16 protein-coding genes are annotated in these 15,318 nt (G+C 73.3%); 10 read left to right on the top strand and 6 right to left on the bottom strand.

Annotated features, from left to right (window positions below; genetic code table 11):
- Nucleotides 1-47 precede the first annotated feature (47 nt).
- Nucleotides 48-458 carry a DUF4307 domain-containing protein gene (locus tag J7W19_RS20485; protein WP_040890749.1) on the top strand — a complete coding sequence of 137 codons (411 nt, stop codon included), beginning with the start codon at nucleotides 48-50 and terminating at the stop codon, nucleotides 456-458.
- A 308-nt stretch (nucleotides 459-766) separates the two neighbouring features.
- Nucleotides 767-1,264, top strand: coding sequence for a transcription elongation factor GreA (gene greA / locus J7W19_RS20480; protein ID WP_004947986.1), 498 nt, complete (start codon nucleotides 767-769; stop codon nucleotides 1,262-1,264).
- Nucleotides 1,265-1,462: 198 nt separating this feature from the next.
- Here greA and J7W19_RS20475 read toward each other — a convergent pair whose 3' ends face one another.
- The 3 genes from J7W19_RS20475 to ilvA all read right to left on the bottom strand — a co-directional run bounded on the left by J7W19_RS20475 (nucleotide 1,463) and on the right by ilvA (nucleotide 4,965).
- Complete coding sequence (locus J7W19_RS20475; RefSeq protein WP_004947988.1) at nucleotides 1,463-2,320, bottom strand: ABC transporter permease; 858 nt, start codon at nucleotides 2,318-2,320, stop codon at nucleotides 1,463-1,465.
- The gene (locus J7W19_RS20470; RefSeq protein WP_152262228.1) at nucleotides 2,317-3,360 is read right to left on the bottom strand and encodes an ATP-binding cassette domain-containing protein; all 1,044 of its coding nucleotides are present in this window, start codon (nucleotides 3,358-3,360) and stop codon (nucleotides 2,317-2,319) included. The genes J7W19_RS20475 and J7W19_RS20470 overlap by 4 nt, the downstream gene beginning before the upstream one ends.
- A gap of 234 nt (nucleotides 3,361-3,594) precedes the next feature.
- Nucleotides 3,595-4,965 carry a threonine ammonia-lyase gene (ilvA, locus tag J7W19_RS20465; RefSeq protein ID WP_078588133.1) on the bottom strand — a complete coding sequence of 457 codons (1,371 nt, stop codon included), beginning with the start codon at nucleotides 4,963-4,965 and terminating at the stop codon, nucleotides 3,595-3,597.
- 176 nt (nucleotides 4,966-5,141) lie between these two features.
- Here ilvA and J7W19_RS20460 point away from each other — a divergent pair, with 176 nt between their 5' ends.
- Nucleotides 5,142-5,642: a MarR family winged helix-turn-helix transcriptional regulator gene (locus tag J7W19_RS20460; protein ID WP_004949133.1), complete on the top strand. Its 501-nt coding sequence runs from the start codon at nucleotides 5,142-5,144 to the stop codon at nucleotides 5,640-5,642.
- A 188-nt stretch (nucleotides 5,643-5,830) separates the two neighbouring features.
- Here J7W19_RS20460 and J7W19_RS20455 read toward each other — a convergent pair whose 3' ends face one another.
- Entirely contained in the window at nucleotides 5,831-6,982 is a 1,152-nt protein-coding gene (locus J7W19_RS20455) for a cystathionine gamma-synthase (RefSeq protein WP_004949131.1), read from the bottom strand.
- 168 nt (nucleotides 6,983-7,150) lie between these two features.
- Between J7W19_RS20455 and J7W19_RS20450 the strand changes: the two genes are divergently transcribed.
- Nucleotides 7,151-8,221 (top strand): hypothetical protein, encoded by a 1,071-nt coding sequence (locus J7W19_RS20450; protein WP_004949129.1) that lies wholly within the window; start codon nucleotides 7,151-7,153, stop codon nucleotides 8,219-8,221.
- A gap of 131 nt (nucleotides 8,222-8,352) precedes the next feature.
- Nucleotides 8,353-9,018, top strand: coding sequence for a peptide-methionine (S)-S-oxide reductase MsrA (msrA, locus tag J7W19_RS20445; protein WP_004949127.1), 666 nt, complete (start codon nucleotides 8,353-8,355; stop codon nucleotides 9,016-9,018).
- 65 nt (nucleotides 9,019-9,083) lie between these two features.
- On the opposite strand, the gene J7W19_RS33840 is transcribed toward msrA, so the two are convergent.
- Complete coding sequence (locus J7W19_RS33840; RefSeq protein WP_106429681.1) at nucleotides 9,084-9,215, bottom strand: SapB/AmfS family lanthipeptide; 132 nt, start codon at nucleotides 9,213-9,215, stop codon at nucleotides 9,084-9,086.
- 135 nt (nucleotides 9,216-9,350) lie between these two features.
- On the bottom strand, nucleotides 9,351-10,601 hold the full coding sequence (locus tag J7W19_RS20435; RefSeq protein WP_233478145.1) for a glycosyltransferase: 1,251 nt from the start codon (nucleotides 10,599-10,601) through the stop codon (nucleotides 9,351-9,353).
- A gap of 432 nt (nucleotides 10,602-11,033) precedes the next feature.
- Here J7W19_RS20435 and J7W19_RS20430 point away from each other — a divergent pair, with 432 nt between their 5' ends.
- The 5 genes from J7W19_RS20430 to J7W19_RS20410 all read left to right on the top strand — a co-directional run bounded on the left by J7W19_RS20430 (nucleotide 11,034) and on the right by J7W19_RS20410 (nucleotide 15,103).
- Entirely contained in the window at nucleotides 11,034-11,555 is a 522-nt protein-coding gene (locus J7W19_RS20430) for a hypothetical protein (RefSeq protein ID WP_004949123.1), read from the top strand.
- A gap of 90 nt (nucleotides 11,556-11,645) precedes the next feature.
- Nucleotides 11,646-11,933: a hypothetical protein gene (locus tag J7W19_RS20425; RefSeq protein ID WP_004949120.1), complete on the top strand. Its 288-nt coding sequence runs from the start codon at nucleotides 11,646-11,648 to the stop codon at nucleotides 11,931-11,933.
- Between the two features lie 159 nt (nucleotides 11,934-12,092).
- The gene (locus J7W19_RS20420; protein ID WP_004949119.1) at nucleotides 12,093-13,358 is read left to right on the top strand and encodes a helix-turn-helix domain-containing protein; all 1,266 of its coding nucleotides are present in this window, start codon (nucleotides 12,093-12,095) and stop codon (nucleotides 13,356-13,358) included.
- Nucleotides 13,359-13,466: 108 nt separating this feature from the next.
- Nucleotides 13,467-13,934 (top strand): hypothetical protein, encoded by a 468-nt coding sequence (locus tag J7W19_RS20415; RefSeq protein WP_004949117.1) that lies wholly within the window; start codon nucleotides 13,467-13,469, stop codon nucleotides 13,932-13,934.
- Nucleotides 13,934-15,103 (top strand): hypothetical protein, encoded by a 1,170-nt coding sequence (locus J7W19_RS20410; protein WP_004949114.1) that lies wholly within the window; start codon nucleotides 13,934-13,936, stop codon nucleotides 15,101-15,103. The genes J7W19_RS20415 and J7W19_RS20410 overlap by 1 nt, the downstream gene beginning before the upstream one ends.
- Nucleotides 15,104-15,318 lie beyond the last annotated feature (215 nt).

Genomic DNA, 15,318 nt, shown 5'->3' with positions numbered 1-15,318 from the left:
AGCCGTTTCATTCCGCGTTCACAAATCGGCGTCGGGAGGCGATGATCATGGCTGCGCAGCGCGAGGCCCTGCCCGAGGGGCGTTACGGCCGCTCGGCGGACGAGCGCGCGAACCGCAAGCTGAAGATCGTCGGTGGGGCGCTGTTCGCGGTGCTGCTCGCGTTCGTCGCGTGGGCCGGTGTGCACTATGTCACCAAATCGGATGTCAGCGGCCAGCTCATCCGGTCGAAGAAGGTCTCCGACACGTCGGTGCAGGCGGTCATCGAGGTCCGCAAGGAGAAGAACGACAGCGGCGTGTGCACCCTCCGCTCGCTCGGCGAGGACGGGTCCGAGGTCGCCCGCAAGGACGTCTCCCTCGACCGCCGTGAGACGCACTTCACCGAGTTCGTCACCCTCCGAACCACCGCTCCCGCCCGCATCACCGAGCTGGAAGGCTGCCGGACCACCGACCGCGGCTGACGGCGCGGACGACCGACGACCGAGACGAACGGCGAACGACGAGCGGCGAACGGCGAACGGCGAGTGTCGAACGTCGAGCGGCGAACGGACGTGCGAGCGGCGCCGCAGCCGGGAAGGTCCGCCGATCACCTCGCTGACCAGCGGCGACGCGATCCTTGCGGGATTTCGTCCCGCGACTTCTTCCCCCATTCCGGACGTAATTGTTAGGCTCGTGGTTTCGCCCGCCTTTGGAGGTGCACCCTTCTGAGTAGGGCGTTCATTTGTATCCGTGACCCCGAAGTTTTTCCCAGCACCGACGAGGAGCACCTGTGACCCAGACCAGCGACAGCGTCACCTGGCTGACTCAGGAGGCGTACGACCAGCTCAAGGCCGAGCTGGAGTACCTGTCTGGTCCCGCTCGCACCGAGATCGCGGCCAAGATCGCCGCGGCGCGCGAGGAAGGTGACCTGCGAGAGAACGGCGGGTACCACGCGGCCAAGGAGGAGCAGGGCAAGCAGGAGCTCCGTGTGCGCCAGCTGACGCAGCTGCTCGAGCACGCGAAGGTCGGCGAGGCCCCGGCCGCCACCGGCGTGGTCGCCCCCGGCATGGTCGTCACCATCGCCTTCGACGGCGACCCGGACGACACCCTGACCTTCCTGCTCGCCTCCCGCGAGTACGCGAGCTCCGACATCGAGACGTACTCCCCCCAGTCCCCGCTGGGCACCGGCGTCAACGGCAAGAAGGTCGGCGAGGACGCCGAGTACGAGCTGCCGAACGGCCGCAAGGCGAAGGTCCGCATCATGGATGCCACGCCGTACCAGGGCTGAGCCCCTCGAGGCGCGCCGCGCAGGCACGCCCGGAGGCGCGTCACGAGGCGCGCCGCAGTACCCCGCTTCCCGGCCCCGGACCGCCCACGACGGTCCAGGGCCGGAGCTTTGCCTGGGCAGGGTCGGGCAGGGCGGGGCAGGCCGCGGCGGGACGGCCCCACCACGCCCGTCCCGCACCCGGTGGTCGCACCCCCGCCCTCACCGAGTGGCGGACCGGTACTTCCGTACCGCCAGCCACCGGAACACCAGGATGATCAGGGCCGACCAGATCAGCGACGCCCACACCGGGTGCTGCATAGGCCAGGCCGCGGGCACCGGGTAGCCGGGCGGCAGGTTGCCGAAGAGCTCCCGGGCCGCCTGGACGGTGGCGCTGAAGGGGTTCCACTCGGCGATCACCCGCAGGACGGTCGGCATGTTGTCGGCCGGCACGAACGCGTTCGAGATGAACGTCAGCGGGAACAGCCAGATGAGCCCGCCCGAGGTGGCCGCCTCCGGCGTCCGCACGGAGAGCCCGATCAGCGCGCCGATCCACGAGAACGCGTACCCCAGCAGGAGCAGCAGGGCGAAGCCCGCCAGCGCCTTCGGCACGCCTTCGTGGATCCGCCAGCCCACGATGGCGGCGACGATCGCCAGCACCACCAGCGTCAGCGCGGTCTGCACGAGGTCCGCGAGCGTGCGCCCGGTCAGGACGGCGCCCCGGGCCATCGGCAGGGAACGGAAGCGGTCGATGAGGCCCTTGTGCATGTCGTCGGCGATCCCCGCCCCCGCCCCCGCGGTGGCGAAGGTGACCGTCTGGGCGAAGATGCCCGCCATGAGGAACTCGCGGTAGAGCGACGGCTCCGTGCTGCCGCCGACCGCGATCGATCCGCCGAAGACGTAGCTGAACAGCACCACGAACATGATCGGCTGGACCAGTCCGAAGACGACCACCTCGGGGATGCGGATCATGCGGATGAGGTTCCGCTGGGCGACGACCAGGGAGTCGTGGACGGACCGGCCGACGCGGCCCCGCCCGGCCGCCGCCCCCCTGGGCGCGGCGCGATCGACGGCGGTCATGGCGAGTCCCCTCCTTGTGGGCGCCCCTGTCGGCGTCCTGGTTGACGCCCTTGTTGCCGTTCCCGCTGCTGTTCCGACCGCCCGTCCGGCTCGCCCGCGCCCTCCGCGGCGTGTCCGGTCAGCGAGATGAACACGTCGTCCAGAGTGGGACGGCGCAGCCCGATGTCGTCGATGCCGACGTCCCGGGCGTCGAGTTCGCGGATGATCTCGGCGAGTAACCGGGCGCCGCCGGAGACCGGGACCGTGATCCGCCGCGTGTGCGGTTCGACGGCGGAGCCGCCGTCGCCGAAGCCCCTCAGGACGGCGTCGGCGACGGGGATGTGCTCGGGCCGGTGCACGACGACCTCCACGCGCTCCCCGCCGGTCCGGGCCTTGAGCTGGTCGGACGTGCCGCGCGCGATCACCCGGCCGTGGTCGACGACGGCGATGTCGTGCGCGAGGTGGTCGGCCTCCTCCAGGTACTGCGTGGTGAGCAGCAACGTCGTTCCGCCGGCGACCAGTTCCTGGATGACCTCCCACAACTGCTGCCGGTTGCGGGGGTCGAGGCCGGTCGTCGGTTCGTCCATGAACATCACGGGCGGCCTGACGACCAGGGCCGCCGCCAGGTCGAGGCGGCGGCGCATCCCGCCGGAGTACGTCTTGGCGGGGCGGTCGGCGGCGTCGGCGAGGTGGAAGCGGTCCAGGAGTTCGCCGGCCCGGCGTTTGGCCTCGCGTCCGCTCAACTGGTAGAGCCTGCCGACCATCCGCAGGTTCTCACGGCCGGTCAGGTACTCGTCGACGGCGGCGAACTGGCCGGACAGGCCGATGCTGCGGCGGACCTCGTCGGGCCGCCGCAGCACGTCGACGCCCGCCACCGAGGCCGTGCCGCGGTCGGGTTGGACGAGGGTCGTCAGAACGCGTACGGCTGTGGTCTTCCCGGCGCCGTTGGGCCCGAGCAGCCCCAGGACCGTCCCCTCCGGGACGTCGAGGTCGACGCCGTCCAGAGCCCTTACCTCGCCGAACGTCTTGACCAGACCCTCGGCGTGAATCGCTCCCGGCATGGAGCTTCTCCCCGTTCGGTGGCGTCATACGGATCGGTGACGTCATACAGCAGATCGGTCGAATCGGTCGCGTCATACGGACGCATGGGTCTTGAGAGGTTGATGTGGGACCGGAGACAGAGGGACGCAGGGACGTAGTAAAGGATTTTACGGTCACAGGTCGCATTTCGCTCTGTGAACGGAAATTCCGGATATTCCCGAGCGCGCCGAGTGTGGCGGGGCAGCCGGAGCCGCTCAGGACAGCACCGGATAGCCCGCCTCCCGCAGCATCGTGCGCACGGCGGCGCAGTGCTCGTGCCCCTTCGTCTCCAGATGCAGTTCGACCTCCGCCTCCGTCAGCCGCAGCCGGGGATCGGTGCGGACGTGACCGATGTCGAGGATGTTGACGTCCGCCGCGCACAGCACCTCCAGCAGGGCGGCGAGCGCCCCCGGCCGGTCGGTGAGCCGCAGCCGCAGCGAGAGGTAGCGACCGGCGGCTGCCATGCCGTGCCGCAGGACGCCCTGGAGCAGCAGGGGATCGACGTTCCCGCCGGACAGCACCGCGACGACGGGCCCCTCGAACGCGTGCGGAGCGGCCAGCAGCGCGGCCACCGGACTCGCCCCGGCCGGCTCCACCAGCAGCTTCGCCCGCTCCAGGCAGAGCAGCAGCGCGCTCGCCAACTGGTCCTCGGAGACGGTGCGGACCTCGTCCACCAGCCGCCGGACGATCCGGAACGGTACGTCGCCGGGCCGCGCGACCTTGATGCCGTCGGCCATCGTGGCCGGTGCCTCCACGGCCACCGGACGGCCGGCGGCCAGCGACCGCGGGTAGGCCGCCGCGTCCGCCGCCTGGACGCCGACGACCCGCACGTCCGGCCGCAACGCCTTGAGCGCCACGGCGATCCCGGCCGCGAGCCCGCCGCCGCCCATGCCCACCACGACGGTGCGCACCTCGGGGCACTGCTCCAGGATCTCCAGCCCCACGGTCCCCTGGCCCGCGATGACGTCCGGGTGGTCGAAGGGGTGGATGAGGACCGCGCCCGTGCGCCGCGCGTGCTCGCGGGCGGCGCACAGCGCGTCGTCCACCACCTGTCCGCGCAACCGCACTTCGGCTCCGTACTCGCGGGTGGCGACGACCTTCGGCAGCGGCGCGCCCTCCGGCATGAACACCGTGGACCGCACCCCGAGCAGGGACGCCGCGAGGGCCACGCCCTGGGCGTGGTTGCCCGCGCTCGCCGCGACCACACCGGCCGCGCGCTCCGCCACCGAGAGGCCGGCGATCCGGACGTACGCGCCGCGGACCTTGAACGAGCCGGTCCGCTGGAGGTTCTCGCACTTGAGGTGCACCGGGGAACCGATCAGTCCGGACAGGTGCCGGCTGCCCTCCAGCGCGGTGACCCGGGCGACGCCGGACAGCGTCTTCTGCGCCTGGCGGATGGCGTCCAGCGTGACGGGAAGGTCGGAGATGCCGGAGGGATCGGAGGGGTGAGAGGAGTCCGAAAGGGACTCTCCGCTCGTACCGGGACCGCCGGGACGGCCGGGCGCCGGGACCGAGGACGCCGACGGACCGGGCGAACCGGGCGGAACGCGCGCCGGACGGTCACCGCCGCCCACTCGTGCAGCCATACCGCCAGTCTCGCAGCCCGGGCCCCGCCGTGGGGCCGCCATCCGAACGAACGGGATCCCGCGAGCATACGAACCGACCGGTTTGCCCGGCAACGGCACGCGCGCCCGTCCGGCCGCGTACTCTGTCCCCCATTCCCGAGCAATTCCAGCCCGCCGCACGAAGTGAGTCCCCAGCCATGCCCACCCCTCCGGACATGACGACCGACCTCGCACCAGGTGTCCTCGACACTCTCCAGCACCAGGTTGCCGTCTTCGCCCGTCGCGCAGAACAGACCCGGCTCGGCGGCGTCGGCCGGGTCCACAACTCGATGGACCGCGCCGCCTACCTGCTGCTCAACCGCCTCGACCAGGAAGGCCCGATGGGCGTCAAGGCACTCGCCGCGGGCATGGGCATCGACTCGTCGACCGTCACCCGCCAGGTGGCGCCCCTCGTCGACACCGGCCTGGTCAAGCGCACCTCGCACCCCGAGGACGGCCGGGCCGTCGTCCTCCAGCTCTCGCCGCGCGGCAAGGCGCGGCTGGACGAGGTCCGCGCTTCGCGCCGACAGCTGATGGCGCTGTGCACGGAGGGGTGGACGGAGGAGGAGCGGGCGGTGTTCTGCACGTTGCTCACGCGCTTCAACTCCGCGCTGTCCGAGGTGCACAGCTCCTTGCCGCAGGTGCCGCCGGCTTCTTGATGGCGCCCGCGCGGTGCTTGCGCTCGCCGCGCGGGCGCCGCCGGTGTCATCTTCCGTGCGGCGCCCGGGTGTCCGGCGGAGGGATGCCCCCAGTCCCGCCCCTTCACCGATTCCTGGGGGCCAAGCCCCCAGACCCCCGAAGCGCGCTGCGCGCGCTGTCCTCAAACGCCGGACGGGCTGGACGAAGCTCAGCCCAGCGCCTGCTTGATGTCCGCCAGCAGGTCGTCCACCGACTCGATGCCCACGGACAGGCGGACGAGGTCCGCCGGAACCTCCAGGGCCGAGCCGGCCACGGAGGCGTGGGTCATCCGCCCCGGGTGCTCGATCAGCGACTCGACGCCGCCGAGGGACTCGCCGAGGGTGAACAGCTTGGCGCGGTTGCAGACCTCGACCGCCGCCTCCTCGCCGCCCTCGACGCGGAACGAGACCATGCCGCCGAAGGCGCGCATCTGCTTGGCCGCGACCTCGTGCAGCGGGTGCTCGGGCAGGCCCGGGTAGTAGACCCGGGTGACCTTGGGGTGCGAGAGCAGCAGCTCGGCCACGCGCTCGGCGTTGGCGCTGTGCCGGTCCATGCGGACGGCGAGGGTCTTGATGCCGCGCAGCGTCAGCCAGGAGTCGAAGGGGCCGGCGACGGCGCCCATGGCGTTCTGGTGGTAGGCGAGCTCGTCGCCGAGCGCCGCGTCGGAGGTGATCAGGGCGCCGCCGACGACGTCGGAGTGGCCGCCCATGTACTTGGTGGTCGAGTGCACGACGACGTCCGCGCCGAGCGCCAGCGGCTGCTGGAGGTAGGGGCTGGCGAAGGTGTTGTCCACCACCAGCTTCGCCCCGCCCTCGTGCGCCACCTGGGCGACGGCGGCGATGTCCGTGATGCCGAGCAGCGGGTTCGAGGGGGTCTCGACCCAGACGGCCTTGGTGCGGTCGGTGATCGCGGCGCGGACGGCGGCGGGGTCCGAGGTGTCGGCGACGGACCACTCGACGCCCCAGCGGCCGACGACCTTGGCGAACAGCCGGAACGTTCCGCCGTAGGCGTCGTTCGGGATGACGACGTGGTCGCCGGGGGCCAGCAGCGTGCGCAGCAGGCAGTCCTCGGCGGCCAGGCCGGAGGCGAAGGCCAGGCCCCGGACGCCGCCCTCCAGGGCCGCCAGGTTCTCCTCCAGGGCGGTACGGGTCGGGTTGGCGCTCCGGCTGTACTCGTACCCGCCGCGCAGGCCCCCCACGCCGTCCTGCTTGTAGGTCGAGACTTGGTAGATGGGCGGCACGACGGCCCCGGTCAGCGGGTCCGCCTCCTGCCCGGCGTGGATGGCGAGGGTCTCGAAGGATTGCTGCTGCTGGTCGCTCATTGTTCCGAGAGTAGTACCCGCCTTACCGGAATACTCCTGTTCACTTGTAACCGGCGGATGAACGATCGTCCGGGCCGTGGAATCGCAGGCCAGGAACGATCGGGCGCACTGCCTCGTCCTAACGTCGTCGGCACCCTCGCACTCCCTCCCTCCCACCCAGGACAGCTCATGGAGTTTCTGTTCATCCTGCTCGCCCTCGTCGTCGTCTGCGGCGTCGTCGTCGCGCCCGCGCTGCGCCGCCGGCGCGCGGCCCAGGACGTGCTGCGGGGCGCCGGCGCGGCCGTCGACCCGGCCCACGGGCACGGCTTCGTCCCCGCCGAGCGGCTGGACGTGCGCCTGCCGGGCCCGGACCCCGAGCTGCTGGCCGCCGTCGAGGAGGCCCGCCGCACCCAGGACTGGAAGCCGGCCGCCGAGCTGCTGGCCCGCACTCCGGCGGACGGCTCCGCCGAGCTGCGTTGGCAGCGCGTGCAGACGCTGGCCGGGGCGGCCGCGCGGGAGCTGGCCGAGACGCCCGGCACCGGCGGCATGTGGCTGCGCCACTGGCGCGTGGTGGCCCCCAAGGACGCGGGCGGGGCGGCCGTCCAGGCCGAGTTCCTGGTGCAGCAGGCGATGCGCGACCCCTCGTCGCAGGACTACCGCATGATCCTCGAGGAGGCCCGGACGGTCTGCGCCGAGGCCGCGCTGCTCGCGCCGGGCGACCCCGTCCCGTACATCGTCCGGCTGAACGTCGAGCGGGGGCTCGGGGCGAGCGAGCCGGAGTTCCAGTCCGTCTGGGAGACCGTGCTCTCCCGCGCGCCGGGGCACATGGGGGCGCATCTCGTGGCGCTGCGCTACTGGAGCGCGAAGTGGCACGGCTCGCAGGAACAGGCCGACGCCTTCGCCCGGCGCGCCGCCGCGGCGGCCCCTCAGGGCAGCCTGCTGCCCGCGCTGCCGCTCTTCGCGGTCCACGACCACCTGCCCGACGTCAACCTGGTGCGCGGCCTGTACGACAGCGTCGTGGTCCGGGACGCGATCGAGGCGGCCCAGTACGCGGTCCTCCACGCCCCCGCCGACCATCCCGTCCTGCCGCACGTACGGCACCTGCTGGTCTGGTTCCTGGTCAACGCGGGACGGTACGCCGAGGCCCTGGAGCACCTGCGGGCGGTGGACGGCCACATCGGCGCGATCCCGTGGACGTACGAGCAGGACCCGGTCGCGGTGTACACGGCGTACCGGGCGCGGGCGGTGTCGGGGTACTGACCGGGGGACGGCCGCAGGGCGGGGGACCTCGGGGGACGGTCGAGAGGTGACGGCAGGGGCGTCGGGAATTCCGGCCCCGGGCCGCGCGTTCTCCTCTCCGCACCGTCCGTCGCCGCCGCCCTGGAGTCGTGATGCTCTTCCCCCACCTCCGCCACGACCACCGCCTGCCCACCGAGCAGGAGGCCCTCAAGGGCCGCCCCGAACCGGCCTTTCCGCTCACCGGCCACCACACCGTCCTCGGCAACCCGCTGGCCGGCCCCTACCCCGAGGGCCTGGCCGTCGCCGACTTCGGCCTGGGCTGCTTCTGGGGCGCCGAACGCCGCTTCTGGCAGACGCCCGGCGTGTGGACGACCCTCGTCGGCTACCAGGGCGGCATCACCCCGAACCCGACGTACGACGAGGTGTGCAGCGGCCTGACCGGGCACACCGAGGCGGTCCGGGTGGTCTACGACCCGGCCGTCGTCTCCTACGAGTCGCTGCTCAAGGTCTTCTGGGAGTCCCACGACCCCACCCAGGGCTTCCGCCAGGGCAACGACCGCGGCACCCAGTACCGCTCCGCGATCTACACCCACTCCCCCGCCCAGCAGCACGCCGCCGAGTCCTCCCGCGACGCCTACCAGGCCGTCCTCCGCGCCTCCGGCCACGGCGACATCACCACCGAGATCGCCGCGGCGGGCCCCTTCTACTGGGCCGAGGACTACCACCAGCAGTACCTCGACAAGAACCCCGGCGGCTACTGCGGCATCGGCGGGACGGGCGTGAGCTGCCCGATCGGGGTCGCGCCCACCGGGGAGTGACGTCGCGGGGGCCGAGGACGTGACCGGTGGCGCCCCTCTCCTCGTCCTCGGCCACCGGCAGAGAGCTAAAAGCCGCAGAGGAGGAGGCTCAAGTTACTGGTGTCCGGACCGAGGATGGAGGCCGTCTCGGGTTCCTCTCCCGGCTTGCGGGCCCGTGCCTCCGCCTCGGCTTCCATCACCTGAAGATCGAGGAGCACCACTGTTCCTCACCCTCTCCGTGTCGCGGCGACCATTTCGCTCCGAGGTGTATCAGGGAGGCGTCCGGCAACGGCAGGCGTGAACCCCGTCGTCCGGACGCGTGACCCCGGCGCCACCGCCGTGGCGCACCCTCCTCATGCCCCCGCGAGCCGGTTCACCGCCGCCACCACCGGTGCCGTGCCGTCCTCCTCGCGGAGCCGGGCCGCCAGGGTGCGGGCGCGGTCGCGGTAGCCGGGGTCGGTGGTGGCCGCTCGGAGGGCGGCGGTGAGGGCGGGGGCGGTGAGGCGGCGGAGGGGGACGGGACCGGGGGAGACGCCGAGGGCGGCCAGCCGGCCGGACCAGAAGTGGGCGTCGAACTGGACGGGCACGGGCACGGCGGGCACCCCCGCGCGCAGGCCGGCGGCCGTGGTCCCCGCGCCCGCGTGGTGCACCACGGCCGCCAGGTGCGGGAACAGGACGTCGTGCGGCAGTTCGCCGACGGTGAGCAGGTCGTCGCCGTCGGCCGCCAGCCCGGTCCAGCCCCGCTGGACGATGCCCCGCAGGCCGGCCGCGCGCAGGGCCCGTACGAACGTCGCGGCGAGGCGGTCGGAGTGCGGCAGGGTCGCGCTGCCCATCCCCACGAAGACCGGCGGCGGGCCGGCCGCGAGGAAGTCCCGGACCGGTGCGGGCAGTCGCGCGTCGGGCGCGGAGTACGGCCACCAGTAGCCGTCGACGGTGAGGCCGGGGTGCCAGTCGGCGGGGCGCGGTACGACGAGGGGGCTGAAGCCGTGGCGCACGGGCCAGCACTGGCGTTCCCGGATCCGGCGGGCGGCGCGCGAGCCGAGGGGCGGCAGGCCGAGCCGGGCGCGTACGGTGCGCGCGGCGGGCACGAAGATGCTGTCCACGGCGGCGTTCACGGCGCGTCCGGCCAGCCGGTTCGCGGTGGCGCCCCAGGATCCGGAGACGAGCAGCGGGGGCGCGAACGTCGCCGAGGGGGCGTGCGGCTGCAGGTAGACGCCCATGCTCGGCAGGCCGAGCCCGGTGGCGATGGTGTGCCCCAGCGTGCCGAGCCCGCTCGACACGAGCAGCACGTCCGCCGCCTCGGCCGCCCGCAGCAGCTCGTCGAGCATCCGGTCCAGGGCGTCCCGGGCCATGACCCCCACCCGGATCAGTTGTCCGATGCCCGTGGCGCTCTCCTGCAGGGCCCGGCCCTGTTCGGTGTGCATCTCCGCCTGCGGGTCCACGGGCAGGGCGTGGAAGCGCAGCCCCGCGGCCTCGGCCGCCGGCGCGAAACACCCGTGGGTGACCAGGGTGACCTCGTGCCCGGCGCGGGCCAGGCCGCGTCCCAGCCCGGTGAAGGGCGCCACGTCGCCTCGCGATCCCGCCGTCATCAACGCCACTCGCATGGTGCGCAGTATGCCGCGCGACGGCGGTCGCCGACCGCACCCCGGGGATGTCCGCGCGCGCCCGGGGCGTCCGGCGGGCGTCGGCCGGCCCGGGCGGTGCCCCGCCGCGACGCACACGGCGACGAACCGCGACGTCACACCAACTCGCCCTATGTGCATGCTCATTGAGATGCGTCGGCAATGCAACTGTTCGTGCGGGGCGGACAGTTGGCGGCCACCTCGCGTTCCGTGACCTTTGCCACGACGCCACGCCCTGGGGTATCGCCACAGGAGTGAGCTAGCGTCACAGCACCCCATCCGGCCACACCAAGTCCCCCAGTTATGGCCGGATATGAAGACGGGGAAGAGGGCCGCACGCGTCCCGAATCGGCTGCAATCCTCACCGGAACGCCCGCATGCCCTCTTCCCCGGCATACCACAGGAGGAGTGTACGTGAAGCGCACGACCCTACGCTCGGCGGGCGTCATCGCACTGGCCGCCGTCACCATCGGCGTCGCGGCCCCCGCCGCCCTGGCCGCGACCGAGGACACCCGGCCCGCGGCCGTCGCCGGTCTCGACGATCCCACCGAGGAGGACCTGCACGCCGTCACCCTGGACGAGGCCCAGGAGGCCGCGCGGTCGCTGCTCGCCAGCGACGAGCGGGAGGCCCAGGAGCTGGTGGCGTCCCTCGACCCCGAGGAACTGGCCGACCTGCGGGCCGTCGCCGACGGACAGGCCCCCCAGGAGTTCAAGGCGAATTGGGCGAAGATCCTGAAGCTGATGAAGAAGATCGGCGGCTGGGGCAAAGCCGTCGCCGGCACCTACAAGTCGTTCAGGAACTGGTACTTCGGACTGCCCTGGCCGGTCAGGGCCGCGTTCAGGTCCCTGACGGTGGGCTACTCGCTCTACGACATCTACTGGCACTTCCACAACGGCGGTTACGCACCGGACTCGAAGGTGCCCGCCGGCGCCTGACGGAACGGGGCGGCCGCGGCGGTCTCGCGGCCCGGCCGCCCCGGCTCACGGCATCATGAGGCGGACGACCCGAGGAGGCGACGGCAAGCCATGACACCCCCGGCCGGTGATCAGGAGATGTCGGAAGGCAAGGCGAGCGAAGGCACCTGGGGGCTCCCGCTCCTGGCGGTCGTCCCGACCGTCTGCCTGACGGCCCTCACCGATCCGTCCACCGTCTGGTACGTCATCGCCTGGGTCTTCTGGGGCCTGTCCGCCGTCCTTCTCGCCGTCGGCTGGACGGAGGTCGTGCGGCGCGGGGCGCGCGGGGCCACCGGCTGGACGACGTGCGCGTTCGCCCACGGTGTCATCGGGTGGCAGCTGGTACACCTGCTCACCTGACCGGACGGCCGGCAACCGCCGCCCCCCCGGCAGGGTCACCCGCGCCGCTCCTCCCGTCGGCGACCCGGCACCGAACAGACCGTGAAATACCGGCGAACGACGGCGGTTTCGGGCGCGAGAACGGTAGCACTCGAACCCCAGTTCAGTAGTCTCGGCCGGGTGCTTGATCACGACGAGACCAGCCCGCCGTCGCGCCACCGGCTCACGACGGGGGACCGCCTGCGCATCGCCCGTCGGGCGCGCGGGCTGTCCGCCGCCCAGTTGGCGCAGAAGGTCGCCATCTCCCCCAGCTACGTCCAGAAGTTGGAGTCGGGAAAGCGGAAGCCGTCGCCCGCACTCGTCCTGGCCCTCGCGAAGGCGCTGCACCTCGGCCCCGAAGCCCTCACCGGGCAGCCGCACTACGGCGAACCGGAATCCGACGACGGGGTGTACGCCGTGCTGCCCGAGCTCCGCAGGGCCCTGCTGTGCTACGACAGCCCCGACGACCTGCCCATGCCTCCCCGCCCGCTGCCGGTGCTGGCCTCGGAGGTCGACCAGGTGGCGGCCCTCCGGCGGGACGCCCGGTACGTGCCCATGGGTCCCCTTCTGGCGCCGGTCATCACGGAGTTGACGCATATCGCCCTGGACGGCCGGGAGTCCGACCGGTACGAGGCATTCCGCCAGCTGGCCCGCTGCTACCGGGCGGTCAACTCCCTGGCACACAAGACAGGCCATCACGATCTGTCGCACACCGCCCTGGAACGGGTCCGGTGGGCCGCCGGCCGCTCCGGCGACCCGTTGCTGCCGATCACCGCCGGGTACCTGGTCGCCGGTGCGATGCTCCGCCACGGCGCGTACGCCCCGGCGCGCCGCCAACTCCGCGCGCTCCGCGCCGAGCTGGCGGGGATGCGCCCCGCGGCCACACAGGACGACGTGCTCGCCGTCCACGGAGCGGTCCTGCTGAAGCTCGCGGTGCTGGAAGCGCGCGAGAACGCCCCCGAACGGGCGCGGGACCGGCTGCGGGAGGCGGAGGACGTGGCCCGGGCGGCCCGGAACCGCGACTCCCTCGCGTACGAGATGTCGTTCGGCCCGACGAACATCCGCATCCACGAGCTGCACACAGCGCTGGTCACGGGCGATACGGAACGGGCGCTCGCGCTGCCGGCGCGGTGGTCGCCGGTCCCGGGCGGGGAGTGGACTCCCCCCGCCGGAACGGCCGGTGAGCGGTCGAGCCACCACTTCATCGACCTGGCCTCCGCCCGACTCGCCGCCGGGGACAGGACCGGCGCGTTCGCCGCCCTGAAGCGGGCGCGCAAACTGGCGCCGAACCACACGCGGTTCCACCCGTCCGTACGCGAGACGTCGGCCGCGCTGCTGCGGATGGACGCGAGCCCGCCCAATGAGCTGGTGCGGTTCGGCAGTTGGGCGGGGGTTGGGGCCACCTGACGGCGGTGTCAAGGGGCCGCGCCGGAGGACGCGCGGACAATCTGTCCGCACGCGAACGCCCGGTGAATGGAATGGTCGGCCTCACGTTGTGGAAGAGGAGACCGTTCGATGTCCAGCGCCCGTCCGGCCGCCAGGCCCCTCCCCCCGCGCTGGGTGCCCGTCGGCGACGGGCCGCACCTGTGCGCGGCGGGCGAGCGGTGGGACGCCGTACGCGTCGGGGAGGCCGTCGGCCGGCGGGCGGTCGCGTTCCTCCGGGAGGCCGGCGAACCGGTCGGCCCGGTGGTGCTGGACCCCGAAGGGCCCGAGCCCCGGATGTACTTCCTCGTCCCGGTGGGCACGGCGGCCCGCTGGGAGGAGCCGGGCACGGTGCCGCTCGGGGCGCGCTGCCACGTCCTCGTCCCGTCCGCCGACCGCGTCCGGCCGCCCGGCCTGCACTGGCACGTCGTCCCGGCCGCGCCCCGCCCGCCCACGCGTCCGGACGCGCTGCGGCGGGCGCTCGGCAGGGCGCGCAGGGCCCGCGCCGAGGAGGAGCCCCGGGAGAGCCGGGCGGAGCGGCCCGGGGAAGTGGCGTCCTGATGGCGCCGATCACCCGAGGGGCCGCCGGCCGGGGCGAGTTCCGGCCCCGCTTCGACCCCGCCGGCCTCGACGACGAGCTGCGCATGGTGCTGCCCGACCTGCCCGCCGGGCGCTGGCTGTCGATGCGGACCCTGCTGGACCGGACCGTCGGCGCCCGCGACTGGGGCCGGTGGGCGAGCCGCACCCAGGTGCTGGGCGCGGCCGCCGCCGGAACGGACGTGGTGCGGGTGTGGCGGGCGGAGGAGCCGGACAGTGTCGCCGCGACCGTGATGCACGCCCGGGTGGCGGTGGAACGGACCGTGCGCGCGCACCGCGTCGGGCACCCGGACGCCGGGCGGCTGTGGGACGAGGCGGTGGAGGCGTGCCGCATCGCGGCGTACGCGTCCCCGGACGACCCGGTGCCCTGGATCTGCCTGCTCGCCCTGGCCCCGCTGGACGAGCACCAGCGGCTCCCCGAGCACCGGGTGCCCGCCCCGGACCCGCTGCTGGCCCCCGGTCCGTGGAACCTGCTGGGCGAGGTCGAGCGGCGCCATCCGGGCAACCGCGAGGCGTACCACCGGATGACGACGCTGCTGGCCACCCGGGCGGACGGCTCCTGGGGGCAGGCGCACCAGTTCGTCCGGTGGGTGCTCGACCGGACGCCGCACGGCTCGCCGCTGCTGGTCCTGCCGCTGTACGTGCGCGTGGGGCTGTGGCGCGACCGGCACGGGCCCGGTCGGGAGCTGGACATGTACTGGGCCGGCGAGTACGCCGTCCAGGACGCGGAACGCGCCTTGTGGGGCTGGTTCGACGCGACGGGATTCGGGGCGGCGGGTCGCGACGCGGCGGGTTTCGACGCGGCGGGTTTCGACGCGACGGGATTCGGCGCGACGGGATTCGGCGCGACGGGATTCGGCGCGGAAGGCCCGCACGCCGCAGGCCCGGACGCGGTGGGCTCGCCCGACCTCTCGATCCTCGACCTGAGCCATCTCGCCCACGCCTTATGGGCGGCCCACCGGTTCACGGAGGCGGCCCGGGTGTTCGCGGCGATGGGTCCGTGTGCCGCCACCCGGCCCTGGATCCACCGCGCCGACGCCCACGACCGCCGCCCCGCCGAGGAGGTGGCGGCCGAGTGGATCATCCGGGCCCGCGGCCAGTGCGAGGCGGCGGCCGAGGGGCCGCGCCGGTGAGCCACCGGTGAGCCACCGCTAGGTCCGGCCCCGGCACCGCACGCCGGACCGGCACCACGCCCGCGTCCTGCACCGCACACCCGACCGGCACCACACATCCGTTCGGCACCACCCCCGTCACCCGTCCGCATCCCACGTCGCACAACAGACCGTCCCCGAACAAACCCCCTTCTCCCCCTTCCCGTTCAGCGCTTCGGAGGTAAGTCCTGTGTCCT

Origin of the sequence: Streptomyces mobaraensis NBRC 13819 = DSM 40847, from assembly GCF_017916255.1 — a bacterium.
In the GTDB taxonomy this organism is placed as follows: Bacteria; Actinomycetota; Actinomycetes; order Streptomycetales; family Streptomycetaceae; genus Streptomyces; species Streptomyces mobaraensis.
This window is presented reverse-complemented; position numbering and strand designations above follow the sequence as displayed.

Coding starts and splice junctions, on each gene's coding strand:
- J7W19_RS20425 (WP_004949120.1), top strand. CDS start 11,646: ATGACACCCCCGGCCGGTGATCAGGAGATGTCGGAAGGCAAGGCGAGC.
- J7W19_RS20455 (WP_004949131.1), bottom strand. CDS start 6,982: ATGAGCGACCAGCAGCAGCAATCCTTCGAGACCCTCGCCATCCACGCC.
- msrA (WP_004949127.1), top strand. CDS start 8,353: ATGCTCTTCCCCCACCTCCGCCACGACCACCGCCTGCCCACCGAGCAG.
- J7W19_RS20460 (WP_004949133.1), top strand. CDS start 5,142: ATGCCCACCCCTCCGGACATGACGACCGACCTCGCACCAGGTGTCCTC.
- ilvA (WP_078588133.1), bottom strand. CDS start 4,965: ATGGCTGCACGAGTGGGCGGCGGTGACCGTCCGGCGCGCGTTCCGCCC.
- J7W19_RS20470 (WP_152262228.1), bottom strand. CDS start 3,360: ATGCCGGGAGCGATTCACGCCGAGGGTCTGGTCAAGACGTTCGGCGAG.
- J7W19_RS20415 (WP_004949117.1), top strand. CDS start 13,467: ATGTCCAGCGCCCGTCCGGCCGCCAGGCCCCTCCCCCCGCGCTGGGTG.
- J7W19_RS20435 (WP_233478145.1), bottom strand. CDS start 10,601: ATGCGAGTGGCGTTGATGACGGCGGGATCGCGAGGCGACGTGGCGCCC.
- J7W19_RS20410 (WP_004949114.1), top strand. CDS start 13,934: ATGGCGCCGATCACCCGAGGGGCCGCCGGCCGGGGCGAGTTCCGGCCC.
- J7W19_RS20485 (WP_040890749.1), top strand. CDS start 48: ATGGCTGCGCAGCGCGAGGCCCTGCCCGAGGGGCGTTACGGCCGCTCG.
- J7W19_RS20450 (WP_004949129.1), top strand. CDS start 7,151: ATGGAGTTTCTGTTCATCCTGCTCGCCCTCGTCGTCGTCTGCGGCGTC.
- J7W19_RS20475 (WP_004947988.1), bottom strand. CDS start 2,320: ATGACCGCCGTCGATCGCGCCGCGCCCAGGGGGGCGGCGGCCGGGCGG.